The 21,733-nt window shown below is 60.7% G+C and carries 23 protein-coding genes; 1 reads left to right on the plus strand and 22 read right to left on the minus strand.

The window, feature by feature from the left end; all coding sequences use genetic code 11:
* Positions 1–181: 181 nt before the first annotated feature.
* Positions 182–859 carry a WecB/TagA/CpsF family glycosyltransferase gene (locus tag ILFOPFJJ_RS12580; RefSeq protein ID WP_173510876.1) on the minus strand — a complete coding sequence of 226 codons (678 nt, stop codon included), beginning with the start codon at positions 857–859 and terminating at the stop codon, positions 182–184.
* 283 nt (positions 860–1,142) lie between these two features.
* Between ILFOPFJJ_RS12580 and ILFOPFJJ_RS12585 the strand changes: the two genes are divergently transcribed.
* Positions 1,143–2,132: a glycosyltransferase family 2 protein gene (locus tag ILFOPFJJ_RS12585; protein WP_173510877.1), complete on the plus strand. Its 990-nt coding sequence runs from the start codon at positions 1,143–1,145 to the stop codon at positions 2,130–2,132.
* A 119-nt stretch (positions 2,133–2,251) separates the two neighbouring features.
* On the opposite strand, the gene ILFOPFJJ_RS12590 is transcribed toward ILFOPFJJ_RS12585, so the two are convergent.
* The 21 genes from ILFOPFJJ_RS12590 to ILFOPFJJ_RS12690 form a co-directional block, all read right to left on the minus strand.
* Positions 2,252–2,821 (minus strand): hypothetical protein, encoded by a 570-nt coding sequence (locus ILFOPFJJ_RS12590; RefSeq protein WP_173510878.1) that lies wholly within the window; start codon positions 2,819–2,821, stop codon positions 2,252–2,254.
* Positions 2,821–3,189, minus strand: coding sequence for a hypothetical protein (locus tag ILFOPFJJ_RS12595; RefSeq protein WP_173510879.1), 369 nt, complete (start codon positions 3,187–3,189; stop codon positions 2,821–2,823). Before ILFOPFJJ_RS12595 ends, ILFOPFJJ_RS12590 begins: the two co-directional genes overlap by 1 nt.
* 64 nt (positions 3,190–3,253) lie before the next feature.
* Positions 3,254–3,805, minus strand: a complete 552-nt coding sequence (locus ILFOPFJJ_RS12600) for a rod-binding protein (RefSeq protein ID WP_173510880.1) — start codon at positions 3,803–3,805, stop codon at positions 3,254–3,256.
* 212 nt (positions 3,806–4,017) lie between these two features.
* The gene (locus ILFOPFJJ_RS12605; RefSeq protein WP_173510881.1) at positions 4,018–4,410 is read right to left on the minus strand and encodes a hypothetical protein; all 393 of its coding nucleotides are present in this window, start codon (positions 4,408–4,410) and stop codon (positions 4,018–4,020) included.
* A 4-nt stretch (positions 4,411–4,414) separates the two neighbouring features.
* On the minus strand, positions 4,415–5,167 hold the full coding sequence (gene fliR, locus ILFOPFJJ_RS12610) for a flagellar biosynthetic protein FliR (protein WP_173510882.1): 753 nt from the start codon (positions 5,165–5,167) through the stop codon (positions 4,415–4,417).
* On the minus strand, positions 5,164–7,251 hold the full coding sequence (flhA, locus tag ILFOPFJJ_RS12615) for a flagellar biosynthesis protein FlhA (RefSeq protein ID WP_173510883.1): 2,088 nt from the start codon (positions 7,249–7,251) through the stop codon (positions 5,164–5,166). The genes fliR and flhA overlap by 4 nt, the downstream gene beginning before the upstream one ends.
* Positions 7,252–7,455: 204 nt before the next feature.
* A complete protein-coding gene (fliQ, locus tag ILFOPFJJ_RS12620) occupies positions 7,456–7,722 on the minus strand; it encodes a flagellar biosynthesis protein FliQ (RefSeq protein ID WP_136506065.1) in 267 nt (88 codons plus the stop codon).
* A 6-nt stretch (positions 7,723–7,728) separates the two neighbouring features.
* Entirely contained in the window at positions 7,729–8,145 is a 417-nt protein-coding gene (gene flgD, locus ILFOPFJJ_RS12625) for a flagellar hook assembly protein FlgD (protein WP_173510884.1), read from the minus strand.
* Entirely contained in the window at positions 8,136–8,585 is a 450-nt protein-coding gene (gene flbT, locus ILFOPFJJ_RS12630; RefSeq protein WP_153438395.1) for a flagellar biosynthesis repressor FlbT, read from the minus strand. The genes flgD and flbT overlap by 10 nt, the downstream gene beginning before the upstream one ends.
* Positions 8,582–8,929: a flagellar biosynthesis regulator FlaF gene (gene flaF, locus ILFOPFJJ_RS12635; protein ID WP_153438396.1), complete on the minus strand. Its 348-nt coding sequence runs from the start codon at positions 8,927–8,929 to the stop codon at positions 8,582–8,584. The genes flbT and flaF overlap by 4 nt, the downstream gene beginning before the upstream one ends.
* 34 nt (positions 8,930–8,963) lie before the next feature.
* Positions 8,964–10,022: a flagellar hook-associated family protein gene (locus tag ILFOPFJJ_RS12640; RefSeq protein WP_173510885.1), complete on the minus strand. Its 1,059-nt coding sequence runs from the start codon at positions 10,020–10,022 to the stop codon at positions 8,964–8,966.
* Positions 10,023–10,024: 2 nt separating this feature from the next.
* The gene (flgK, locus tag ILFOPFJJ_RS12645; protein WP_173510886.1) at positions 10,025–11,482 is read right to left on the minus strand and encodes a flagellar hook-associated protein FlgK; all 1,458 of its coding nucleotides are present in this window, start codon (positions 11,480–11,482) and stop codon (positions 10,025–10,027) included.
* A 24-nt stretch (positions 11,483–11,506) separates the two neighbouring features.
* Positions 11,507–12,733 carry a flagellar hook protein FlgE gene (locus ILFOPFJJ_RS12650; protein ID WP_173510887.1) on the minus strand — a complete coding sequence of 409 codons (1,227 nt, stop codon included), beginning with the start codon at positions 12,731–12,733 and terminating at the stop codon, positions 11,507–11,509.
* 90 nt (positions 12,734–12,823) lie between these two features.
* The gene (gene rem, locus ILFOPFJJ_RS12655; protein WP_136506072.1) at positions 12,824–13,495 is read right to left on the minus strand and encodes a transcriptional activator Rem; all 672 of its coding nucleotides are present in this window, start codon (positions 13,493–13,495) and stop codon (positions 12,824–12,826) included.
* Positions 13,496–13,766: 271 nt separating this feature from the next.
* Positions 13,767–14,330, minus strand: a complete 564-nt coding sequence (locus ILFOPFJJ_RS12660) for a transglycosylase SLT domain-containing protein (protein WP_376741421.1) — start codon at positions 14,328–14,330, stop codon at positions 13,767–13,769.
* The gene (locus tag ILFOPFJJ_RS12665; RefSeq protein ID WP_376741412.1) at positions 14,269–15,507 is read right to left on the minus strand and encodes a flagellar hook-length control protein FliK; all 1,239 of its coding nucleotides are present in this window, start codon (positions 15,505–15,507) and stop codon (positions 14,269–14,271) included. The genes ILFOPFJJ_RS12660 and ILFOPFJJ_RS12665 overlap by 62 nt, the downstream gene beginning before the upstream one ends.
* A 275-nt stretch (positions 15,508–15,782) precedes the next feature.
* Complete coding sequence (gene motC, locus ILFOPFJJ_RS12670; RefSeq protein ID WP_173510889.1) at positions 15,783–17,087, minus strand: chemotaxis protein MotC; 1,305 nt, start codon at positions 17,085–17,087, stop codon at positions 15,783–15,785.
* A 4-nt stretch (positions 17,088–17,091) separates the two neighbouring features.
* The gene (locus ILFOPFJJ_RS12675; protein ID WP_173510890.1) at positions 17,092–18,300 is read right to left on the minus strand and encodes a MotB family protein; all 1,209 of its coding nucleotides are present in this window, start codon (positions 18,298–18,300) and stop codon (positions 17,092–17,094) included.
* Positions 18,297–18,950, minus strand: a complete 654-nt coding sequence (locus ILFOPFJJ_RS12680) for a hypothetical protein (RefSeq protein ID WP_173510891.1) — start codon at positions 18,948–18,950, stop codon at positions 18,297–18,299. The genes ILFOPFJJ_RS12675 and ILFOPFJJ_RS12680 overlap by 4 nt, the downstream gene beginning before the upstream one ends.
* Before the next feature lie 425 nt (positions 18,951–19,375).
* Positions 19,376–20,347, minus strand: a complete 972-nt coding sequence (locus ILFOPFJJ_RS12685; protein ID WP_173510892.1) for a flagellin N-terminal helical domain-containing protein — start codon at positions 20,345–20,347, stop codon at positions 19,376–19,378.
* 297 nt (positions 20,348–20,644) lie between these two features.
* Complete coding sequence (locus ILFOPFJJ_RS12690; RefSeq protein ID WP_173510893.1) at positions 20,645–21,589, minus strand: flagellin N-terminal helical domain-containing protein; 945 nt, start codon at positions 21,587–21,589, stop codon at positions 20,645–20,647.
* Positions 21,590–21,733: the final 144 nt, after the last annotated feature.

Genomic DNA, 21,733 nt, shown 5'->3' on the forward strand with positions numbered 1-21,733 from the left:
TCCAAACGCATAAATGCAAGAGCCGACCATACCGGAACAGCATTCCGTCGACGTCAGCAGCATTTCCTTGCATCGCTGAAAGATCCGGGGCCGCCACTTGCAACGTCATGTCACAGACACCCCACTGCTCCGGCGAGAACAGTGTTTGACGCAAGCAAGACATCACCGGCAGCGCTCGGAATCATTCGCGCGAGATGCGGCTAGCACCACGGTGCGCCTGCGGCGATTCGAAATGCTGCTCGGAAACGCCGGCAAGTTCGCGACCGCGCTTAATCGGTTTCCACCGAAAGGCGTGATACGCGCGACGCCGCCCTGCCTCCGCCGCGAACCGACGGAGCCAATCGAGCCCCAGGCGACGAAAGAGAGCGGGCGCAGGGGAGAATTCCCGAACCACAAAGTCGTCAACGGCGATGACGAGCCGGCCGTGCTCGGGAGCAATGTTTCGATCGACCCATTTCTCCTGTTTCGAGCTTTCGATCGCCACTACGAGAATGTGGGGCTCGAGCGCGCGTACGTCATCGAGAACGTTCCCCTGACCGGAAAAGCCGCCGGCGGCTATGAATTCGTGCCAGGGCGCGTGGCTTCGGAAATTCTCGGCAGCGCGCCGCACAATGTCACGATGCGAGCCGATCAGCGCGACACGCATCGGCTTCTCGATATAGGTCAGCAGCGCGGGCACGAAGGCCGCCGCATCCTGACTGGTCGGAAACATGCGGTCGGTCACGACCGCATGCCATGTGGGCTGGGAGGCGACTGTATCGGCGAAGGCCAAAGCATCGGCCCAGCCGAAATCGCGACTCGGCACGCGAGATTCGATCTGCTTGGACGCGGTTACGACAATGCGCGAAAAGGCGTTCATCGCGACCCGCCTCCGGTCCTTGCGGCCGAAGTGGCAACGGACCATTGGCAGGTCCGGCCCGCCGTATCGAAGATCAAGGCGAGACTTTCCATCGGCGCAAAAAAGGAGACGGGCATCGGAAACATGTTGCCACACGGGGTGAGAGACGATTTTTTCTCACTTTAGTCGCTTGCGCTAAAACACCGTTTAAGGCTCTCATTCAAAAGCCGTTTTCCGGATTCAACATCTGTTTAGGAAATTTTGCTGTAGTGCTTGCCGGCTATCTGCGCGCACAGGTCTTACTATGACGCTGAACGGTCAGGACATCACCGTCTATTTCCAGACCGAACGGGAAGATGCGGCCGACATCGAACTCGTAGTCGTCGTGCCGACGTTCCGCCGCCCGGATCACCTCGTCAAAACGCTGAAAACCATTGTTTCCCAACGGCCTGACGTTCCTTTGGCGACTGTGGTCGTCGAAAACGACGCGGACGGGCTGGCTGGCGCCCAGGCGGCGAAGAGCTTCTTTCTCGGACATCCGTCCGATTCCGCCATTGTCGTCGTTCGCCGCCGCGGACACGCCCATGCGTGCAATGCCGGATGGACGACAGCGCTCGATCTCTATCCCAACCTCCGCGCGCTCGCGGTCATCTATGACGATGAAGTTGCCGCTCCGGAGTGGCTCGATCGCCTCCTTGCCGTTCAGGAGACCCATGGGGTGGATATTGTCGGCGGGCCGCAACTCCCCGTCTTCGAGGATCCGCACGAACAGAAGTGGAAGCGGCACCCCGTTTTCACGCCTCCTTACAATGAGAGCGGACCGGTACCGATCCTCTATTCGGCAGGCAACGTCCTTATAGCCCGGGCGGCACTCGACGGGATGCCCCGGCCGTTTCTGGATCCGGCGCTCAATGTCGTCGGCGTCGGCGAAGCGGATTTCTTCGATCGATGCAAGGCGAAAGGGTTCACGTTTGCCTGGGCAACGGAAGCCTGGGTCGCGGAAACGGTTCCTGCTTATCACACCACCAGGTCGTGGATCCGTACCCGCAGCCTCGAGAACGGCGCAATCTCGGCACTCCTGGAGCATCAGCGCGACCCGACATTCTCCGGTCGGTTGAGAGTGCTCGGCAAATCCCTTGCGCTCATCGCCACCTCTCTGCCGGTCGGGCTCAAACTTTGGGCGGAGACCGGGCTCGCCGCGGCAAGTCTCTATCCGCTCTATGTCGCGGTCGGCCGGCTGACGGCGAAAATCGGCTCCGCAGAGGCGCAAGACCGGACGCACAACGTCACCTGAATGCCGGCTCGCCGCTACTGCATGTTTCCCTAAATCGATTAACGGGACAAAGTCATGCAGCACCTTCAAAGTGCTCCAGCGATCTCAGCACGTCCGGTCGCGCGGCGCTGCAGGGCCGGTCAATGGGCGCTGCTGTTCGCCTTCACCGCCCCTTCCGGAATCTTGTCCGCAGCAACGTTGCCGTTCTTGTCGACGACAGGAACCGGTTTTTGATACGGCCTGTTCTGACTGTTGGCGACGCGCTCGACGTCGTCCTTGGTGAGATATTCGAGCTGTTCGACCAGAACCTCGGTGATCACTTCACTGCCGAGCTTTTTGTTCAATCCGTCCTTCACGGCGACCTTGAAGGTCGGCAAGTCGAATGTCCCGGTGTCGGCGAGATCGACGAACTTCGAACCGACCAGCATGTCGTAAAGCTCATCCGTCACGACCTGCCGGAGCGGTGCGTGCAGCTTCGCGATGCCTTCCTTCGTTGCCGAGAAGGACAGTTTGGCAAGAAAATATCCCTGCACCGCCCCTTCCTTGATGACCGGGACGGTGATGATTTCTCCCGGTATGTATTCCTCGGATGCACGTCTATCCGCCTCGGCCTCCGATATGACGGGCGCCGAGGCGTATTGCATCGAAAAATAGACGGATCCGAGCGTAACGACGCAGACCCAGACCCCGGTGAGAACGAGCTTCAGCATCAGAAATCGCTATAGCGGAACTGCGCTTCGGTGTAGATGCCATCCGCATCCGCGTCCTGGGCAGCCGTCTTCAGAATATCGACCACGGACCGCACCGCTTCGAGATGTGCCTCGACCTTCTGGGAGTTGACCTGCAGCTTGTTGCGCAGATGGCGCGTCTGCGAAATGAAGGCCGGCGAGATCTCGCCGGGCACGGCATCGCGGTGGAGCATCGTCAGTTCGTAGAGGCAGCGGCTCTTGTGTGCGTTCGACGTCTTGATATCGAAATCAGGGTCCACGCCGATGCGGCTGTTCTCGTTGTCGATGATCATTTCCAGGCGGCCGAGAACGTTCCGAATTCGTACGTCATTCGATGCCACAGCTTCCATTAATCAACTCCCAAATAATCCAAAAGCGCGATGCAGGCGGAAACCCGCCGAGTGTGCTTATCCGCTAGGCTTGCTTCTTCTTTTCATCGTTGGTCAAAAAGCCGGAGAGAGCCTTGCGCTCGTATTCCTGGACCATGCTCGTCGCGAGGTTGTGGCTGTTGCCGTCGACCGACGCATTCACTCGATCGGTCGCGTCGTCGCCGGCCATGCGATCGGCAATGCCGATACCGCCGCCCGCGGCGAGAACGTCGCCGATCTGTTCCGCCATCATGCTTTTCCAGACGTCGCCGGAGGTGCCCTTGCCGTAGACGTTCTCGCTTTCGCTCGGCAGCATGGACTTCACGAAATTCTGCAGCACCATCGCCTCGAACTTCCGATAGGTCTCGGGAATCTTCTTCTGCTCGACACGGTTGTTGATGTCGCCCAGTCCGGTCGATCCCTCGGACGGGTTGAGAACCGAAACGGCCGCGGCAAAACCATTGCCGTTTTCCGCAAGGCTCGTTGCCTGGAAAGCAGCGCGGTTGGCCTTGAGCTTTGCCTGGGCCTCCTGGATTTCCGCCGGATCGGCCGCGCGGACGACGTCCATCACAAGATCGCTGGGCGGGGAAATTGCCATGTCACATCCTCTCGAAGCGCCCGGGGTCGCGCGCGGTCGCAAATATTCCGAACCGGGCTTGTCCCCTTGGAAGGACGCCCCGATGGCGCACTATCGTCCTTCAACCTTACCGGAAGCTGGCGGAGCGCTACTGCATGGTTCGTTGAATCGGAATCGATTTAAGGACAAAACCATGCAGACTCGAAGTTCTACAGCGACCTTTGCGCGTCTGATTAGACGCGCGGCGCTGTAGAGAGATGCTGGTCGATCAGATCGAGCATCGAGTTGTCGGCCGCTTCGCGATCCTCCGCGAGGCGTGCATCCTTCATGTTTTCCTCGAAGCGATCGCCTTTTGCGCGCTCCCTCAGCATGCGCGCCTCGTGCACCTGCTGAATGCCGAGCAGCATCTGATCCTTCTGGGCGAGACGCCCGAGTTGGGAGGCGTAATGACCGGAGAAGATGCGATGCATCGGGTGAGCCGAACCCATTGCATCGGCGACCACATCGATCGTTTCTGCAAGGACGCCGCGCTGGCGTGCGGTCTCTGCAAGCTCGCTTTCCGCCATCCGCTCAAGATGCCGCTGGACGGCAACCAGGCGCTTCAATTTTTCCGATCGCGTCTTCACGCCCCTAGCCTCCCTGCATGACCGGCGCGAAGCCGTCGGCGAAGAGTCGCAGCATTGCGGCGATCCCGAGATAGAGCAGGAACATGCCGCCCATGATCAGATAGGGTTGGGAGATGAAATAGATCGGAATCTGCGGGGCAAGCTTGTTCACCATTCCGATGGCGACGTTGAAGAGCAGGCCATAGATCAGGAACGGGCTTGCGAGGCGCAGCATGATCATGAAGGTCTGCCCCAGCGAATTTGCGAGCGTGATCAACACGCCCTGCGGATCAAAGCCGCTGCCGATCGGCATCACGCGGTAGGATTGCGCGACGGCCTCGATGATCACATGGTGGAAGTCCAGCATGAACAGGATCATCAGGCCGGCGAAGGTGATCAAGCTGGTGACCTGGTTTTCGGCCGTGTCTTCGAGAACGTCCGCCGACGGCGGCGGGCTGAACCCCATCAGCATGGTCGCCGCCGTGGCCGCAAACTGCAGGCCGAGCACATAGTAACGGGCGACAAGACCGATCACGGCGCCGACGATCGTCTCGGTCGCGATAAGATAAATGTAGGTGTGACCCTTCCCGGTGACCTGCGGGTAGATGTCGTCCCACATGATCGGCAGGATGGCCATCGAGATTGCAACCGCAAGGAACAGCCGGATCTGGACGGGAACGCGCGCCGTGGAGAAGCCCGGCATGATCATGATGCAGGCACCAATCCGGCAGAAGGCCGCAAACAGCGCCAGCACCGTTCCCTCGGGATCGGAGATCATGAAATCGAGCCGATGATCTTGATCTCAAGGCCCTTGGCGAGCTCGACATGGGAGAGCACGGGAAGCGTGGCGAAGAGGCGTTCGATGATCATGCGCACATAAGAGCGGGATTCGGGGGAACTTACCAGCACGAAGGGCATGCCGCGATCGAGATGTTCACGGATAACCTTCGTCGCCTGTTCGCTGAATTCCTCCAGGTGCCGGGGATCGATGTCGAACTCGACGATCTCGCCCTTGGCGTCGCGCTTCAGCGCCTGATGGAAAACCATGTCCCATTTGTTGCCGAGCCGGAGAACGCGGAGGATGCCGTTGTCAGCGAGGTCACCGCAGAGCTGTTGCGACATACGTACGCGCACGTGCTCTACGATCTGCTCGGTCTTGCGCACATGCGGCGCAAGCTCCGCCACGGCTTCCAGAATGAGATGCAGGTTTCGGATCGACACGCGTTCGGCAAGCAGCAGCTTCAACACCGCCTGCAGCCCCGAATAGGACATGTGCGATGTGCAGATCTCGTCGGCGAGCTTCCGGTACTCCGGGTCGAGCCGTTCGATCAGCACCTTGACGTCCTTGTAGGACAGAAGCTGCGGAAGATTGTTGCGGATGACCTCGCTGAGGTGAGTGAGCACCACCGAGACGTTGTCGATCGGGTGGAATCCTTCGCGCTTCAGGTCTTCCGTGAAGGTCTCCAGGATCGAAACGGCCGGCATGCCGAAGGCGGGTTCCCTGATCTCGTCGCCGGGCACGCTCGGTCGGCGCCCGCCACCGGTCACGACCAGCACCTCACCGACCCGCACCGTGTTGGACGCGATCGTCGTGCCATGAATGCGGATATGATAGGCCTTGTCCGGAATCGAGATATCGTCCGAGACCTTGATCTCCGGAACGACGAGGCCGTATTGGCCGGCAAACTTGCGGCGCATCTTGCCGACACGGAAGGCGAGTTCCTGATGGGCTCCGAGGAGCCGCGTCGAGACCTGCTTGCCGAGCAGGAGTTCGATCTCCGCCGTCTTCAGCACCGATTTGACGGAATCCTTGTCGCTATCCTTCGCCTGTTGGGCCTTTGTCGCTTCCTGTGCCCGCTTCTCCGCATCAGCAGCAGCGAGCTGCCTCGGGATGACCCAGCCGAGGAAGGCCATGCCGCCACCGAGAGTCGCGAAGGGAAGGAACGGCAGACCCGGCATCACCGAAAGCAGGATGATGAGACCGGCGGCGACCGTCAGCGCCCGCGGATAGCCGCTGAGCTGGCCGACAACCGCTTGGTCGGTGGAGCCGGCGGTCCCCCCGCGCGAGACGAGCAGGCCGGCGGCAAGCGAGACGATCAGCGCAGGGATCTGCGATACGAGACCATCGCCGACGGAGAGCTTGACGAAGACATCGGCCGCCTCGCCAATCGGCATGTCGTGGCGGAGATAGCCGATGATGATGCCACCGAAAATATTGATCGCGGTAATGATCAGCCCAGCGATCGCGTCACCGCGAACGAACTTCGAGGCGCCGTCCATCGCGCCGTAGAAGGAACTCTCCTCTTCCAGCTCGCGGCGGCGGCGCTGTGCCTCCTTCTCGTCGATCAGGCCGGCCGAAAGATCGGCATCGATCGACATCTGCTTACCGGGGATTGCATCAAGAGTGAATCGGGCGCCGACTTCGGCAATACGGGTCGCACCCTTGGTGATCACGATGAAGTTCACCGTGATCAGGATGAGGAAGACGATCAGACCGATCACGAAATCGCCGGACATGACGAGGCTGGCGAAACCGGAAATGACGCCGCCGGCAGCGCCGTGGCCCTCGTGACCATGTGAAAGGATGACGCGCGTCGTCGCAATATTCAGCGACAGGCGGGTCATCGTCGAAATCAGCAGGATGGTCGGAAAGGACGAGAAGTCCAGCGGCCGCTGGATCCACAGCGCGACCATCAGGATCAGCACCGAGAAGGCGATCGAGAACGCCAAACCGAGATCGATCAGGAACGGGGGAATCGGCAGGAAGAGAATCGACAGGATCGTCACGATCCCGAGCGCAAAGCCGACGTCCCGGCTCTTGGGTGCGAGTTTCGGGATGGTCAGCGCTGCCTGTTGTGCCATGTCTCTTCCGTCTCTTCATGAGAGGCGGGCAGCGATCCACGAAAGCTGCCCAAGCTGTCGCCGGAGATCTACAGGCCCAAGCTTGCGTGAGGGTGGTATAGCAGATGATGTTGATACCCTCCTCTGCCCGGCAGAGCAGAGGGGGTGCTTCGCTGAGCGCTCGAAGAGGCAGCGCGCGGCGAAAGCCGCTGCGCCTAATTCGCTCTAGAATCCGGACTGTATCCGGGAGAAGATTATGTCGGTGAAGATGGAGATCTGCGCACCGACGAAGGGCGCGGAGACGGCGACGGTAATCATGACCGCCAGGATCTTCGGCACAAAGGTCAGCGTCATTTCCTGCACCTGGGTCAGGGCCTGGATGAACGCGATGACGACGCCGACAACCATCGCGGCGAGGACGGCGGGACCCGAGGCCACGATCACCGTCCAGATCGCAGCCTGCACAATATCAAGGGCGTCCGCCTCGTTCATACGGCATCACTTCACTTTGACGCCGGGTCCAATGACGAGCTCCTTGCCCGTATCCAGGACGGCGATGATTCCGTCGGAGTATAGTTTCACTTCCTTGACGACACCAGTCGTCTTGCCGTCGGCGCTGGTGACCGTCTTGCCGATGACCGCGTCCGCTTCGCTGAGCGACGTGCGCTGGAGCAGGCTTTCGAGGTTCTTGTTGGTCTTGATCGTCTGCTCCACCTGCGAGAAGGTCGCGAGCTGGGCGATCTGCTGCGTCGCGTCCATGGGGCTGGTCGGATCCTGGTTCTTCATCTGCGCCACGAGCAGCTTCAGGAAGCTCTCGTAGTTCAGCGTTGCAGCGGTCTGATCCGCCCCGGACTCCAGGCCGGATACGGTCGGCGTGTAGCTGCTCGAGGTATTGCTGACGCCACTTACCGCCATGGTGCGATCTCCTTGCGAATCTGCTCGACCGTTGCCGGCGTGATTTCCTGCGCATTGAGAATACGATCTTCGATCGGATAGAGCGCCCGGATCGCCTTCAGCGCTTCGAATGCGCGGCCCTGCGTGACGAGACCATCGATGCGCTTCAGCTCGGCCAGAACCTCTTCGTTCTTGAAGCAGTTGAGCAGCATGACGATCGATTTGCGGAACATCGCCGTCGACTGCTCGGCGCCTTCCGGATTGATCAGGATCATTTGGGCAATGAAGTAGAGCTGCTTCAGCGGCGTCGTCGCATCTTCCGGCTGCAGCACGTGGTTTTCCAGGAGGAAGGTGACATCGTTCAGGAACTCGACCGCGACCTTGCGGTCAACACGAAGCACCGCGCCGTTTACAAAAATTCTTTCGCCCGATTTCAGCGAGATACGCAGTGTGCTCTTCATTTCAGTCCATCCCTGATGATGGTGGTAATGTCTATAATGCCCTGGAAGTTGGAAGATTCGCGTTTGCGGATCTTCTCCGTCTCGTTCAAGATCCAGATGGCGATCGAAATCAGATTGGCGCGCAGCTCTTCGTTGAGCTGGTTATCCGGCGTGCGCAAATCCTCGATGAAGCGGATCCAGACGCGCCGGGTAAAATAGATCGCCTCAATAGCCTCCCGTGAGTACCCTTTCTGCTGTTTCGCCGCCTCCAGGAGCGCGATCGAGCGATCGAGTACCTGCCGTTCGCGATCCTTGGAATCGGCGACGCCGTCCTCCATGATCTCGGCATACGAAAATTGATACATTCAGACATCCTTCATGTTTGTCCGGTTCCTCTCGTCAGAGGAAATTGAGCAAGCTCAACTGCTGGATCCGTGACGTGAGCGTATAAGATGTCTCAAGTTGCGTTTTCAGCAGGTTTATCCGTGTCGATATCGCCTCCTCGTCGATCCCCTCGATATCGCCGACATGCGTGGTGACGAGTTTGATCTGCGCCGCCAGTGAATCATTCGCCTTCTTCACGCGAGCCTCGGCGACACCGAGGGCACTGCGTTCGGCGTCGATGCCGGTGATCCCCTGTTCGACGTAAACAAGGGCTGCTTCACCGATGGCGCTGCGGACCTCCGACGTGACGCCCTTGTCCATCAGCTCCGACGCGATGATGCTTGCGAGCGCGAACATCCGGACGCCGGTCGTGTTGACATTCGTCGAGCTTTCAATGATCTCCGATGTGCTGATGCGGCTGGTCATGTTCTGGTTCGACGCATCAGACCAATCGGCGTCCCATTGGGCGCCGGTGTACATCGGCTCCACGACCGTGGTGATGAAACCTTGCATCTGCGTGACAGAGAACTGGTCCATCGCCGTCAGCGGCGGGACCTGAGCGGCCATGTATGCCGACAGGGCCGTGTTGAACGCAGTCTTGGCAGCCGAGGTTGCGGCGGAATTGTAATCCGCGAGCGGCTTCACGTCCGAATTGATGCCGGAGAACAGGAACTCGCCATTGAACGAGGTATTCGCCGCGGCTGTGAAAAGCGAGAGAGCGCTGTCGATTTCGGTCTTCTGGATCGCAAGCTTGTCGGCGGAATCATTGCCCTTGAAAGTCATCAAGGTGTCGCGAACCTTTTGGGCGGCGCTCGCCATCGTTTCGAGCGCCTCCTGAGAGGCAGAAAGGCGCTGGTTGACGATCGAGTTGGTGCTTGTCAGCGCATTCATGCGCGCCAGCTCGCGTTGCAGGTTGAGCGAGCGCGAGGTCGACGCTCCGAGCGTGACGCCGACATCGGCGTGGCGGCCCGTCGTCAATGCCTTTTGAAGGTCGAGCATTTCCGCCTGCTGCTGCTGGATCGTCAGCCGCATGGCGTTTTGTATCGCCAGATTCGAAACGAAGGACGTCTTCATGATTACCTCACGGCTTCGAGAAGGGCCGCCATCATGGCGTCCACCGTACTGACCAGCTTGGCCGATGCTTTGTAGGATTGCTCCAGGTCGAGCAGCAGGGACAATTCCTCGTCGATGCTGACGCCCGTCTCTTTGCTCAGGGCTTCCTGGGTGCGAGCAAGCAGCGCCGATTTGTTGTCGCTGGCGGTCGAAGCGGTGCTGCGCAACTGCTCCAGCCAACCAATAGAGGATGTCGCGAAATCGAGGATCGAGCTGCTTCCGTCGAGGCCCGTTGCCGGGTCGAAGGCCATGCCCTCGCCCATGGCCGCGATAAAGCCTTCAAGCAGGCCGGTGTAGCCCGCATCGGGCGTTGCAGCCCCGCCCGGATTGGACACGACACCATTGAAACCGCCGTCACGCAGCAGCATCGGATTGGCCTTTGCCAGGGGATTGACGGCAAGCGTTGCAGCAAGGCCGGGAACGACCGTGCCCGCCGGCGGCACGGTGCCACCTGACCAGGTAAAGAGCCCGGGGGCATAGGGGATCGGGGGCACGCCGGACGGATTGCCCTCCTGGAACAGTGTCACCAGACCGCGGGCGATTTCGTCGAGCTGCGACTGAAATTTTGGCGCAACGTCATCGCGCAATTGAAGCAAACTCGCCAGCTTGCCCTCGGCCGTCGTGTTGGCCCCGGAACCCGCAGCAACCGGTACACCGTCGACATAGATCTTGTTGCCGGTGATCGTCGCGTCATAGGCTGCTTTCGGAGCAAAGGTGACAGCTCGAGGCAAGGTCTCGAAGAGCACCGTGCCATCCGCCGTGTAGATCACCGTGTCGTGATTGGCCCTCGTCACGGTCGAGATGCCGATGATCTCCGACACCTGCTTCAGGATCTTGTCCCGTTGGTCGAGGGCTTCGCTCGCGTCCTGCCCCTGGGCGGTCGCCGACTTGACGGCATTGTTCGCCTTTTCGAAATCGGCGAGAAGGCTGTTCAGCTTCTCGACCTCGATTGCGATCTCCTTGTCGGCATCGGCGCGCAGGCTCTGAACTGCCTTTGCCGTGGTGCTTATCGAGTTGGCCAGATCGCCGGCATCCGATACCGCTGAAGCGGCCATCGAAGGATTGCCGGGTGTCGACGCGAATGTCTGCAGGCTGTCCCGGAACGCCGCCAGGAATTTCGCCGGCGACGTTTCGTAGTCGTTGCCGCCGAGCGACGACTTCAATAGCTCGAGGCCGGAGAGCAGGCGGCCCTGGCCCGAGGCCTGGCCGATGCTGGCGATGCTCTGCTTGAGCAACGCCTCGTTCTGTGCCCGATAGATCGAGACGACCTGCGCTCCGTTCGGCGTCGAGCCCAGCATCGCCATCCGACGCGAATAGTCCGCGTTGCCCGCATTCGCGATGTTCTTCGACACGATGGCAGTCTGTGCCGCCGTGGTGTTGAAAGCGGATTGCGCGATTGTGATTGCGGTGGACAGCGACATAACGCGGACCGTCTCTCTTTTCGATTACCGTTTCAGGTTGACCAGCACGTCGAGCAGTTCCGACCCGGTCTGGAAGACCTTGGAGTTGGCCGTGTAGTTGCGCTGGGATTCGATCATCGCCGTCAGTTCTTCGGCGATATCGACGTTCGAGCTTTCAAGCGCGCCCGAAAGAATGTTGCCGAAGTTACCGGAACCGGCGAAACCGGTGATGATGACGCCGGAGTCGACGCCCTGCGAATAGACGTTGCCGGATTCCGGCAGCAGCTTGTCCGGGCTCTGCACATTGGCAAGCGCGATGCGATAGCGTGGGTCGAGTTCGCCGCTCTCGTATTTGACGTAGACGATGCCATCGGCATCGATCTGGAAGCCGGCAACCTTGCTCGGCGCGTTGCCGTCTATGTCACCGCCGTCGGAGCTGAAGTCGGAACCGAGCTGCGTGGTTTTGCTGAGGTCGATGGTGAGCGCGGCGAGGTTTGCGCCGGTCCCGGGCAGGCCCGTCATTGCCGAGGTCGTAACCGTTGCCGGAGAAGTCGTCAGCACCCCGCTTGCATTGAAGGTCAAGGCCGCGGTGCCGAGCACGCCAGTGGCGGGTGGGCCGGCCGTATAGGTGGCACGGTCGCGGATTTCCACCGACCAGCTGTTTGCTGCGGTTTTGGTGTACACAAAGTCGAGAAGGCGGGAGTTACCCTGGCTGTCAAAGACCACAAGCGATGTGGGATGCGTAGCGCCTACGGCCGCTCCTGATGGAAGATTTCCACCCATCTCGCCCTTGGTCGAGCCTTTGGCGACCAGCCCTTCGGAGCTGAGATTCACCTTGGTCAGGCCGTCGAACCCGTTGACGACAACCGTCGGATCAACCCCGGCCTGGTATTCGTAACCCATCAGCGTGAAGCCGCCGTTGACGAGATTGCCTTCTCTGTCCGGTTCGAAGGCGCCGGCGCGTGTCAGGTATTCCTGACCATTCGTACCCTGAACAATGAAGAAGCCGCCGCCGTCGATGGCGAGATCGCTGCCGGACGTGGTGTAAGTCGTCGCACCCTGCTCAGAGATGCTGTAACGGACCTGGGTCTGCACGCCGCCGGAATTGTAAGCGCCGTTGCTCGACGGCAGGATCATCGACGAGAATTCCGTCGATGCGCGTTTGTAGCCGGTCGTATTGGCGTTCGCGATGTTCTCCGCGACTGTGCTGAGTCGATTCGATTGGGCGTTCATGCCTGAAACGCCGGTTCTCATGGTACCGTAGAGACTCATATCGGATCCTCAATTCCTCGTTGCGGCGACACTAGGAGCCGGGCCTTGCGTGAACCTGTCTTGAGCCGGCCCCGGCCCGCTGCCGCGCGCTCAATTCCAGTCGATGCAGTAGCCAAGGAAGCGCTTGGAATCGATCGGGTCGAAGCCGAGCTTCTTGCGCAGTTTCTTGCGCAGCTTGCTGATGTGGCTTTCGACGACGTTCTCCTCGACGTCTTCATCGAAGATGCCGTAGATCGCGTTGAAGATCTGGGACTTCGATACGCGACGGCCACGATTGGCGACCAGATATTCCAGGATGCGCCGTTCTCGACGCGGCAGCGCGAAGACCTCGCCATTGATCTCCGGATCGCGGCCGTCGGCGAAAACGCGGATCGGCCCGATGTCGGTATAGTTGGTAATGGCCTTGAGGCGTCGGCGGATCGCGGCAACACGGGCGAGGATTTCCCGCGGGTGCACCGGCTTGCGCACGACATCGTCGACCCCGCAGTCGAACAGCGCCAGAGTGTTTTCGAGCGAAGGCGTGTCGCTCATCGCGATGACCGGCGCCATCGAGCGGTCACGGATCGCGCGCGGCAGGCTGAACGCGCTGTCGCCCTGCCCGATCAGGAATGCCTCGACCGCATCGATATCCGAGTCCGCAGCCGTGTTTACCCACTCGCCGAATTCTCTGGGATCAAAGCCCGTCGAGGGAATACCTTCGCGCCCGAACAAGGACGTGTAGCCATCCTTTACGAGCTCTCTATCGTCAACCACCACGATCATTCGTCCGCCTCCGAATCAATATGGGTGCCTCGTTGATAAAGAGGTACGAATCGGGGGATTCACGAACAACTAGAGGAAGTTAATGGGGGATTTTAATAATTGATTAGGAATTGCGTGCCGATTTGATCTATATCTAGTAGGTACTCGTTAATCATAGCACTAAAATCGTGTGGAAAAGTTAACGGCGCGCGACAAATCTGCTTGCCATCACATTCTGCCCGCATTGTCGCCACAATGCGGGATCGCCCCGTGGAAAGCAATTTCAGGTTGATTACCGACAGAATTGCGTCGCGTTCGGCGTCCACTTGCCGTAGCCCGTCGCGACGAGATTCGCGATCACCCGGCAGACGTATTTCTTCTGCGCCGGATCGTTGTTCGGCCCGGCATGATAACGCGCGACAGCCATCGTCCAGCTCTCGTGCTTGGCGCGCAGATCGGACAGGAAGCGGGCGGCATATTCGACGTTCTTGCGCGGATCAAGCATTTCCTCCGGCGAACCGAAATTCTCTCCGTGGAAGTAATAGTTGATCTGCATGCAGCCGAGATCGATGAGTTTGGCCCCTTGCGCCCGGGCGGTCCCGAAGCGCGCCAGGACGTCCCGCGTGCTCGTGCCGAAATAGGCCCTGCCCTCGATGTTCATCGCATAAGGCTGGAGAGATCCTTTGCGGCCTGTCTCGGTCAAACCGACGGAATAGAGAATCCCGGTCGGGACGCCATATTTCGAAGCCGCGGAAATGATCTCGCGCTCACAGGCACCGGCGCTTGCCCAGGCGCTACATGTAGACGTAGCCAGCACGAGGACGCTCAGCGTCAACCGGCGCACCATCCAGTCCATCATTGCCCGCCCACCTTCCTGCTGTCGAAGCCTGCGCATCGTTCTGTCGCTGGCGCCCCTGCCCGCTCCCCTCGCCGGCGTGTTCGCGCCCCTGCTGACCGGGGGCGGTTTGCGCCTGTTGCTGCTGACTGCCGCCACCTGAAGCGTCGCCGCCGGCATTGAACACGATATTGACCTGGTCAACAGCGAAGCCTTGTGCGCGCAACGCTTTCACCATCTCGCCCTGGTCGTCGCGCAACTGCCGGAACGCCTCGCCCGACTCCACCTTCAGATCAACCTGCAACTCGTCGTCCTTCAGCCGCAAGGTGGCGGTCACAGTGCCGAGATCGATCGGATGCAGCTGGATCTTGAGCGTGTTGAGCGTTTTGCCGACCTGACCGGAGGCCTCCGGTTGTCCCAAGGTCGCGCCCGACTGGATTAGCTGCGCCCATTCACTATCGCCGGCGATCGCGCTGGTCACCGATGCGGCGTTGGCGTTCATGGCCAAACCGAGATAACGGCGCGCTTCCAGAACCGTGACGTTTTCCGCCTTTGATGCGGCGGCCGGCTTGCCGGTGTCGACGACGGCCTTCTCCCCATCGGCGGAAATGGTCATCGACATCGCCTGGCCCTTGCCGTCGGCTCGGGCAAAGCGGAAGAGCTGATCGGAGTCGGATGCGTCTTTCTCGGCATGCAAGCTTTCGTCCGGAACAATGTCGGCCACAGCTTCGCCGCCTTCAATTCCGACCGCATTGCCCGGGACCGTGCGATCGCCCGACGAGCGGTCTGCCTCGTCTTTCGGCTGCTGCAGCCCGGCGGTTACCGCGGCGGCCGCGCCGAGGAGCGTGAGTAGATCGTCGACGGTCCCCTTCGCCGGGTCGGCCGGTCCGGAAGGATCTTCTTGCCCGGCGTCTGTGCGCACCGCGTCCGGCACCCCGCCCCCTGCCCTTACCTTCCCACGCGCGTCGGCGTCAGCCTTTTGCGCTTGCGCATCCGCATGCTGCTCGCTGCCAGCGGCTGGATCACTGCGCGATGGCGCATGTTCCTTGCCTGCAAGGCCCACGCGGCGGAGCCGCTTCAGCGCGTGCTCGCGGACGGAGAGGCTGTCGGATAACCGGTCTTTGCCCGCCGCGATAGCATCTTCTGCGACACCATTGCCAAGATCTTGCAACGACGACGCGTCCCACGTGCCTTCCATTCCGTTGCGTCCGATCGAGCTACGTCGGTCACGGCCGCCGGTTGCCGTGTCATCGCCGAGGCGTCCCTGCAAACCGTTCGCCGATGAATTGTCGATTGGCTGGTTGGCGTCGCTGATTGCAGGACCTTGTCCCTGTGCTTTCTGGCGGCCGGTGTCCGCAATGACGTCCTGGAAGGCGCGCGGTGCTTCCCCGATCTCTTCCCGTCCACCCTGCCTCGACCCGGCCTTGCCTGTGGCCGCCGGAACCGGGCTGCGCAAACTCTCGTCAAGAGGCCTCATAGTCCTTCCTCCTTCAGGAGAGCATCGATCTCAGCGATCTTCGAGCGCCCGTTGGTGAGAAATCCATCGAGTGCCGGGTCCATGGGCTGGCCCATTCCTGCACCGGTCTTGCCACCATTGCTCGACGCACCCGACGTCTCAGCCGCCTCGCCGAATGGGCTCATCCCACTTCCCGTCTCCTCGGACGAAGCCTGACTTTCTTCCAAGGCGATTCTGTCTGGTGTAGGCGCGGACGCTTGCGCGGAGCTTTCATCCTGTGGTAGTCGCACCACCGCGTCCGCAACCGCCTTGGCCGCGTCGCGGAGTGCCCGATCGCGCGCGGACAGTTTTTCATCAGGAATTGCACTGATGGTTTCGGTGGCTGCAAACACGTCCGCCGAGGGCACGGCCGCAACCCCCTCGTAAAAGCTTGCGAGTACCTGCGCCTGCGAAGCGCCACTGTCAGCGAGACCTTCAGCCTGTTTCGACGCAAGCCGCGCGAGCGCCTGGTTGCCGCCGATCGCCGCGCGCCGGGCTACACGAAGATAGACCTCGCGCTGACGCGGTCTATCCATGAAAGCGAGGACTTCGGAGACCTTTTGCTCAGCGGCTTGGTCGAAATGCGCAACGGCCAGTTCGACGAACACGTCCGCGAACTGGCTTGCATAGGGCGACGTCAGATAACGTCGCGCATAGCTCAAAGCATAACGAAATCCCTTATCGGGTTCGTTCGCCTTCGCTGCCAGAAAGACGGAGCGGCGCAGCGCCGCCTCCTCGATGATGGTGCCCGGCGCAGTCAGACGCGCCCAGTCGTAATACTTCATCGCCGCCAAAGGGTTCTGCTGCGAGGTCGCGTTGCCGAGGATCAGGAAAAGATAAGGGCCGATGCGGGCGTTCTTGTATTCCGGCGCGGCCTTGGAGAGCGTTTCGACGATCAGCGCACCCTTGCCGCGCAGATACTGCCGCAACGCTTCGGTCACCCTGGTATCGAAATTGCCCTCGACGTCGCGGTCGGCGAGATAGTCGAGCGTATCGGGGTTGCCGCCGCTCATGACGTAGACAAGCGCCGCATCGACGTTGCGCGGATCGCGGAAGGCCGACTGCTCGACGGCTCTTAGCCGCTTGTCGATCGCCCCCAGCATGAAGCGCTGCATCTCGATTGCGGAATGATCCCCGAGGACGACCGAATCCTGAACATATTGCAGCGATCTTACCATCTTGAAAGGCGCGAGCTCTTCCGTCCCGCCCGCGCGCGCAAGCCCGGCCGCAAGCGGGATGGCCAGAACCGACGTCAGGAGGATGGCGTGCAACCGCTTCAGCATCCGATCAACCCTGTCCCGACTGCAACAGGATCTCGATGCGCCGGTTGCCGGGCGCGTAGGGATCACCAGGCACCTGCAGGCGGCGATCCGCGAAGCCGCTGATCTGGCTGACACGGTCTTCCTTCAGGCCGCCGCGGACGAGCATGTAATAGGCACTCTGCGCGCGCGCCGCCGAGAGGCGCCAGTTGTCGTAGGTTCCATCTTTGAACGGCCGCCCGTCTGTGTGGCCGCGGATCGCTACGGCACCCTTGCGCGCAGCGAGCAGCCGCCCGATCTTTTCCATTGCGAGCACGAGTTCCTTCTGCGGCACGGCGGAGCCGACCGCAAACATCGGCGCGTCCGTCTGCTCGCTGATGGTGACCAGGAGGCCGCCCTCTGCAGGGGTCACCATCAGCCCCTCGATGAGCCGCCCGGCATTTCCGCCGAGCTCCTTTTCGATTTCAGCCTTGAGCGCATCTGCCTCGTGCTGCCGGTCCCTTCCGTCGGTTTCGGCCTTGAGCGCCTTTTCTACGCTCTTCACCGTCCGGTCTTCGACGTTGGCCGGCGCCTTGCCATCGGCCGGCTTCAACTCGGCGGTTCCCTGCGGCGCAGGGGTCGTCGCGGCCGCCACGTCGTTTGCTGCGGTATTGCCGGCCTCCTTGATCTCGACCTGCTTGGTCCAGAAGTCCGGGTCAAAGGGATCCCGGTAGGCTTCGCCACCTTCGGCACCGGTCGCCGGCCCCGACTGCGCCGCGCCGCCATCGCCCCTGACGCTGATATTGGCCTGCTGGCCGACTTCCTTGGCGATTTCGGAAAGGACCGAATAGGGGTTCTCGAAGAAATCGGCGTCGGAATATTTGGTTTCCTCGCCCGAGGTCGCGGTCAACTGGTCGCCCTTCTTGGCGGTACCACCGGATTTCGACTGTTCGCCGTCGGTCTTCGACCGCTGCTGCGTCTGCTCGCCCTGGGCGTCCTTGGCGGGATCCTTCAGTCCCTTCTCGGAGGGCTTCTGGTCGGTGAGTTGCACCGGATTGAAATAGGAAGCGATGGCCGCCTTCGTCTCTTCGTTCGCGGCATTGATCAGCCACATCACTAGAAAGAAGGCCATCATTGCTGTCATGAAGTCGGCATAGGCGATCTTCCACGAGCCGCCGTGATGCTCGCCATGGCCATCCGAGGAACGCTTGACGATGATGATTTCGTTTTTGCCGTTATGATGGCTTTCGTCACTCATGCCAGAACTTTCCGGACGGTATCGGACCAGGCGGCCATTCTGGTCACCAGTACGGCGTCACCCATTTCGACCGCGAGATCGATGTCGTTGGTTTCGATATGGCGGAACAGCGTCGCGTCATCCGGCAAATGCCGCTTCAGCGCCTCGAAAAGAGACAGCGGCCCCCTGACCGTGATCACGCAGCCCTCTCCGGCTGCGACACCCTCCCGGACCATCCGCGCCAGATCCTCGATGGCGCGCTTGAGCAGCGCCTCTTCCATGACCGGCGCAAGCACGCGCGCCGTCTGATCGCCGAGGGCGAGGGCAAGCCGGTCAGTCATTTCCGCGATCTTGGCTGCCAATCCGGCTGCGACTTCCTCTTCGAGGCGTAGCGTCAACGCTTCCATTTGCTCCGCGTGGCTCGCCTTGAGTTCGGCGATCTCTTTTTCATGCTCGAACACGAGTTCGGCGCTGGCTTCGGCGCGGCCTTGGGCAAAGGCATCGCGACGCTCGGCATCGATGTCTATCTCCGGCATGGCGCGCCTCGCACCCGGACGATCCGTGTTTGGAAGCTCGGCGTCGATGTCCGGGAAATATTTCGGCGGCATCCTCGACAACTCGATCTTCGGCGCGCTGAAATCCTTTAGGTATCGGGAAAGCGACGCCGTCATCGACGCCCCTCCGACAGTCGCACGGATGGCGTCGGCATGCTTTGCCTGTCGCTCGCACGCTGCCGCACGGCCCGGAAATCCAAAGAGCCTGACACGTTTGCAATGTCTCCCTCGGTCCCGACCGCCCGAGACAGCGGCAGGACCCAACATTCTCGATGCGCAACGGCTGTTCGCGGATTTGGTAGAGCCGATGCAAGCGGCGGCACAAAACTCATCTTGGCCGACAGTCCGACAAGACTGCGATGGGAGGTTATTCGGTCAAACTTGCGCGAAAATGGTTGGACCGCGCCAGGGCAAGAAGCGCGGTCCAACGGTTTCCGCCAGATGCCGATGACCGGCGGCACAGCGGAAGGCGACGCCGCTTGCTTTCCATGCAAACGGACGGGAGCGACGGAATTGCACGGTCGCCCGGGTGGATCAGCGCGTTACTGCTGGAAGAGGCGCAGGATGTTCTCGGAGTTGGTGTTGGCGATCGACAACGCCTGGATGCCGAGCTGCTGCTGCGTCTGCAGAGCCTTGAGCCGCGTCGATTCCTCGTTCATGTCCGCATCGACCAGGCGTCCGACACCTTTGTCGATCACGTCCATCAGGTTCGCGACAAAGCTTTCCTGCATGTCGATGCGAGTGGTGATCGCCCCGAGCGTGGAGGCGGAATCGGTGAGCTTGCTCAACATCTTGTCGACAACGCGGATCATGTCGTCCAGTTGCGCACTGGTCGTCGCAGTCGTCAGCTTGATCTCCGTGCTGCCGGCGACTGGCGTGGCCGGGGGCGCGACGATGAGGTGATAGAGCCGCGCCGTGCCCGACGGCGTCGCCTGCAATTGATCGGCGTCATAGCTGTTGGTCAGCAGGCCCCGCGTGGCATCAGCCGTGTCGATCAGCATCGACTGCGCGGTGTCGAAGTCGAGCGTCGTCACGGAAACATTGCCGTTGCCGCTGCGGTTGAAGGACGCGACAATCGACTTGGTTCCGACCGCCGCGGCGTTGGAATTGTAGAGCCAGTTCTCGCCGGAGAACGATGCGGACTGCGCTGCGGACACGAGCTGGTTCTTGAGCTCGTTGATTTCCTTGTCGATCTTCAGCTTGTCCACACCAGGCTCGCGCGCCGCAACGAGCTTCGCCTTGATCTCACTGATCACCTCGATCGACGTGTCCATAGCGGCGTATGCCGTATCGACCTTGGCGGCGCCCAGACCGAGTGCGTCCTGAACCGTCGAAAGGGCCGCATTGTCGGACCGCATGGTCGTCGCGATCGACCAGTAGGCCGCGTTGTCGCCGGCCGTCTGGACGCGATAGCCGGACGAAATCCGGTTCTGCACCTCGGCCATGTTGCTATTAATCGAGCGCAATGTCTGGAGCGCCGCCATCGCGGCGGCATTGGTCATGATACTGGTCATGGATCGTTTGCCCTGAATGATTTTTCAAAAACATTCCGGAGTGCACCGGCAGCGACGGGACCAGCGTCATGCGAACCGCCTCGAATTTGCCCTGCGAGGCGACCCTTCGCTCTTAACGAAGGTGTAACGATTTGATGGTTAACAAATCGTTAATGGGCTTAACGAGCGAGTAATAAAAGTGAACGAAAATAAACAAAGATGGATAAAATCCTAACCGCACGCTCGGCTTGCAAAAAAGCCGAAAGCCGCGCTGCTCGTCGAGCAGCGCGGCTTTCTTGTCGGATTAGCCGGTTCCGATTAACGGAAGAGCGACAGGATGTTCTGCGAGTTGGTGTTGGCGATCGACAGCGACTGGATGCCGAGCTGCTGCTGTGTCTGCAGGGCTTTCAGGCGCGTCGATTCCTCGTTCATGTCGGCATCGACAAGGCGCCCGACACCCTTCTCGATCGAGTCCATGAGATCGGCGACGAAGTCGTTCTGCATAGTGACGCGACTGTTAAGCGCACCGAGATCGGAAGCAGCATCGGTCATCGTCAGCAGGGCTGCGTCGACGCCGGAGATGGCCTGGGCCAGATCGCCAACAGTCATGCTGGTGATGTCCATTTCGAGCAGGTTGTAGCTCAGCGTAACCGTCGTCGTGCCGTCCGTGTCGGTGTACTCGAGATCGCTCGAGAGCAGGCCCGAACCGTTGGTGACATAAGCGCCAGCCGAATCGACTTCGATAAGCGAGCTTTTGTTCGTGTCGAACTGAAGCGTCGTCAGGCTGACATTGCCGTTGGCGTCGCGGTTGAACGAGCCGACGATCGACTTGGTACCGGCAGCGTTGTTGTTGTCGTTGTAGACCCAGTTTTCGCCGGAGAACGAAGCGGACTTCGCGATGCTGATCAGCTGGTTCTGAAGTTCGGTGATTTCCTTCTGGATCTTGCTCTTGTCGACGCCCGGCTCGCTGGCGGCTACGAGCTTCGCCTTGATTTCGTCAACGACGTCGATCGAGGATTCCATCGCGGTGTAGGCGACATCCGTCTTGGCGGCGCCGAGGCCGAGAGCGTCCTGAACCGTCGAGAGCGCCTTGTTGTCGGAACGCATGGTGGTCGCGATCGACCAGTAGGCGGCGTTGTCCTGAGCGGCGCCCACGCGATAACCAGAGGAAACCCGGTCCTGCGTCGTTTCCATGGAAGAGTTGATCGAGCGCAGCGTTGCGAGCGCCGTCATTGCGGCGGTGTTCGTCATGATGCTTGTCATTGGCTGAGTGCCCCTTGTGACAGTTGAGATGGAAGGGACATTCCGGGATTACCGGGAAACGGCGGTCAGCTTCATGCCTGCTAACGCGTTAAATTTGTTGGTTAACCCGCCGTTTCGATGGCCACAGCAAACACCAACATAGTT

Source organism: Sinorhizobium psoraleae (assembly GCF_013283645.1).
Classification (GTDB): Bacteria; Pseudomonadota; Alphaproteobacteria; order Rhizobiales; family Rhizobiaceae; genus Sinorhizobium; species Sinorhizobium psoraleae.

What these genes read in the sequence shown, in the direction of transcription:
- ILFOPFJJ_RS12580 (WP_173510876.1), bottom strand. Translation starts at nt 859, where the DNA reads ATGAACGCCTTTTCGCGCATTGTCGTAACCGCGTCCAAGCAGATCGAA.
- ILFOPFJJ_RS12585 (WP_173510877.1), top strand. Translation starts at nt 1,143, where the DNA reads ATGACGCTGAACGGTCAGGACATCACCGTCTATTTCCAGACCGAACGG.
- ILFOPFJJ_RS12590 (WP_173510878.1), bottom strand. Translation starts at nt 2,821, where the DNA reads ATGCTGAAGCTCGTTCTCACCGGGGTCTGGGTCTGCGTCGTTACGCTC.
- ILFOPFJJ_RS12595 (WP_173510879.1), bottom strand. Translation starts at nt 3,189, where the DNA reads ATGGAAGCTGTGGCATCGAATGACGTACGAATTCGGAACGTTCTCGGC.
- ILFOPFJJ_RS12600 (WP_173510880.1), bottom strand. Translation starts at nt 3,805, where the DNA reads ATGGCAATTTCCCCGCCCAGCGATCTTGTGATGGACGTCGTCCGCGCG.
- fliR (WP_173510882.1), bottom strand. Translation starts at nt 5,167, where the DNA reads ATGATCTCCGATCCCGAGGGAACGGTGCTGGCGCTGTTTGCGGCCTTC.
- flhA (WP_173510883.1), bottom strand. Translation starts at nt 7,251, where the DNA reads ATGGCACAACAGGCAGCGCTGACCATCCCGAAACTCGCACCCAAGAGC.
- fliQ (WP_136506065.1), bottom strand. Translation starts at nt 7,722, where the DNA reads ATGAACGAGGCGGACGCCCTTGATATTGTGCAGGCTGCGATCTGGACG.
- flgD (WP_173510884.1), bottom strand. Translation starts at nt 8,145, where the DNA reads ATGGCGGTAAGTGGCGTCAGCAATACCTCGAGCAGCTACACGCCGACC.
- flbT (WP_153438395.1), bottom strand. Translation starts at nt 8,585, where the DNA reads ATGAAGAGCACACTGCGTATCTCGCTGAAATCGGGCGAAAGAATTTTT.
- flaF (WP_153438396.1), bottom strand. Translation starts at nt 8,929, where the DNA reads ATGTATCAATTTTCGTATGCCGAGATCATGGAGGACGGCGTCGCCGAT.
- ILFOPFJJ_RS12640 (WP_173510885.1), bottom strand. Translation starts at nt 10,022, where the DNA reads ATGAAGACGTCCTTCGTTTCGAATCTGGCGATACAAAACGCCATGCGG.
- flgK (WP_173510886.1), bottom strand. Translation starts at nt 11,482, where the DNA reads ATGTCGCTGTCCACCGCAATCACAATCGCGCAATCCGCTTTCAACACC.
- ILFOPFJJ_RS12650 (WP_173510887.1), bottom strand. Translation starts at nt 12,733, where the DNA reads ATGAGTCTCTACGGTACCATGAGAACCGGCGTTTCAGGCATGAACGCC.
- rem (WP_136506072.1), bottom strand. Translation starts at nt 13,495, where the DNA reads ATGATCGTGGTGGTTGACGATAGAGAGCTCGTAAAGGATGGCTACACG.
- ILFOPFJJ_RS12660 (WP_376741421.1), bottom strand. Translation starts at nt 14,330, where the DNA reads ATGGACTGGATGGTGCGCCGGTTGACGCTGAGCGTCCTCGTGCTGGCT.
- ILFOPFJJ_RS12665 (WP_376741412.1), bottom strand. Translation starts at nt 15,507, where the DNA reads ATGGAAGGCACGTGGGACGCGTCGTCGTTGCAAGATCTTGGCAATGGT.
- motC (WP_173510889.1), bottom strand. Translation starts at nt 17,087, where the DNA reads ATGCTGAAGCGGTTGCACGCCATCCTCCTGACGTCGGTTCTGGCCATC.
- ILFOPFJJ_RS12675 (WP_173510890.1), bottom strand. Translation starts at nt 18,300, where the DNA reads ATGAGTGACGAAAGCCATCATAACGGCAAAAACGAAATCATCATCGTC.
- ILFOPFJJ_RS12680 (WP_173510891.1), bottom strand. Translation starts at nt 18,950, where the DNA reads ATGACGGCGTCGCTTTCCCGATACCTAAAGGATTTCAGCGCGCCGAAG.
- ILFOPFJJ_RS12685 (WP_173510892.1), bottom strand. Translation starts at nt 20,347, where the DNA reads ATGACCAGTATCATGACCAATGCCGCCGCGATGGCGGCGCTCCAGACA.
- ILFOPFJJ_RS12690 (WP_173510893.1), bottom strand. Translation starts at nt 21,589, where the DNA reads ATGACAAGCATCATGACGAACACCGCCGCAATGACGGCGCTCGCAACG.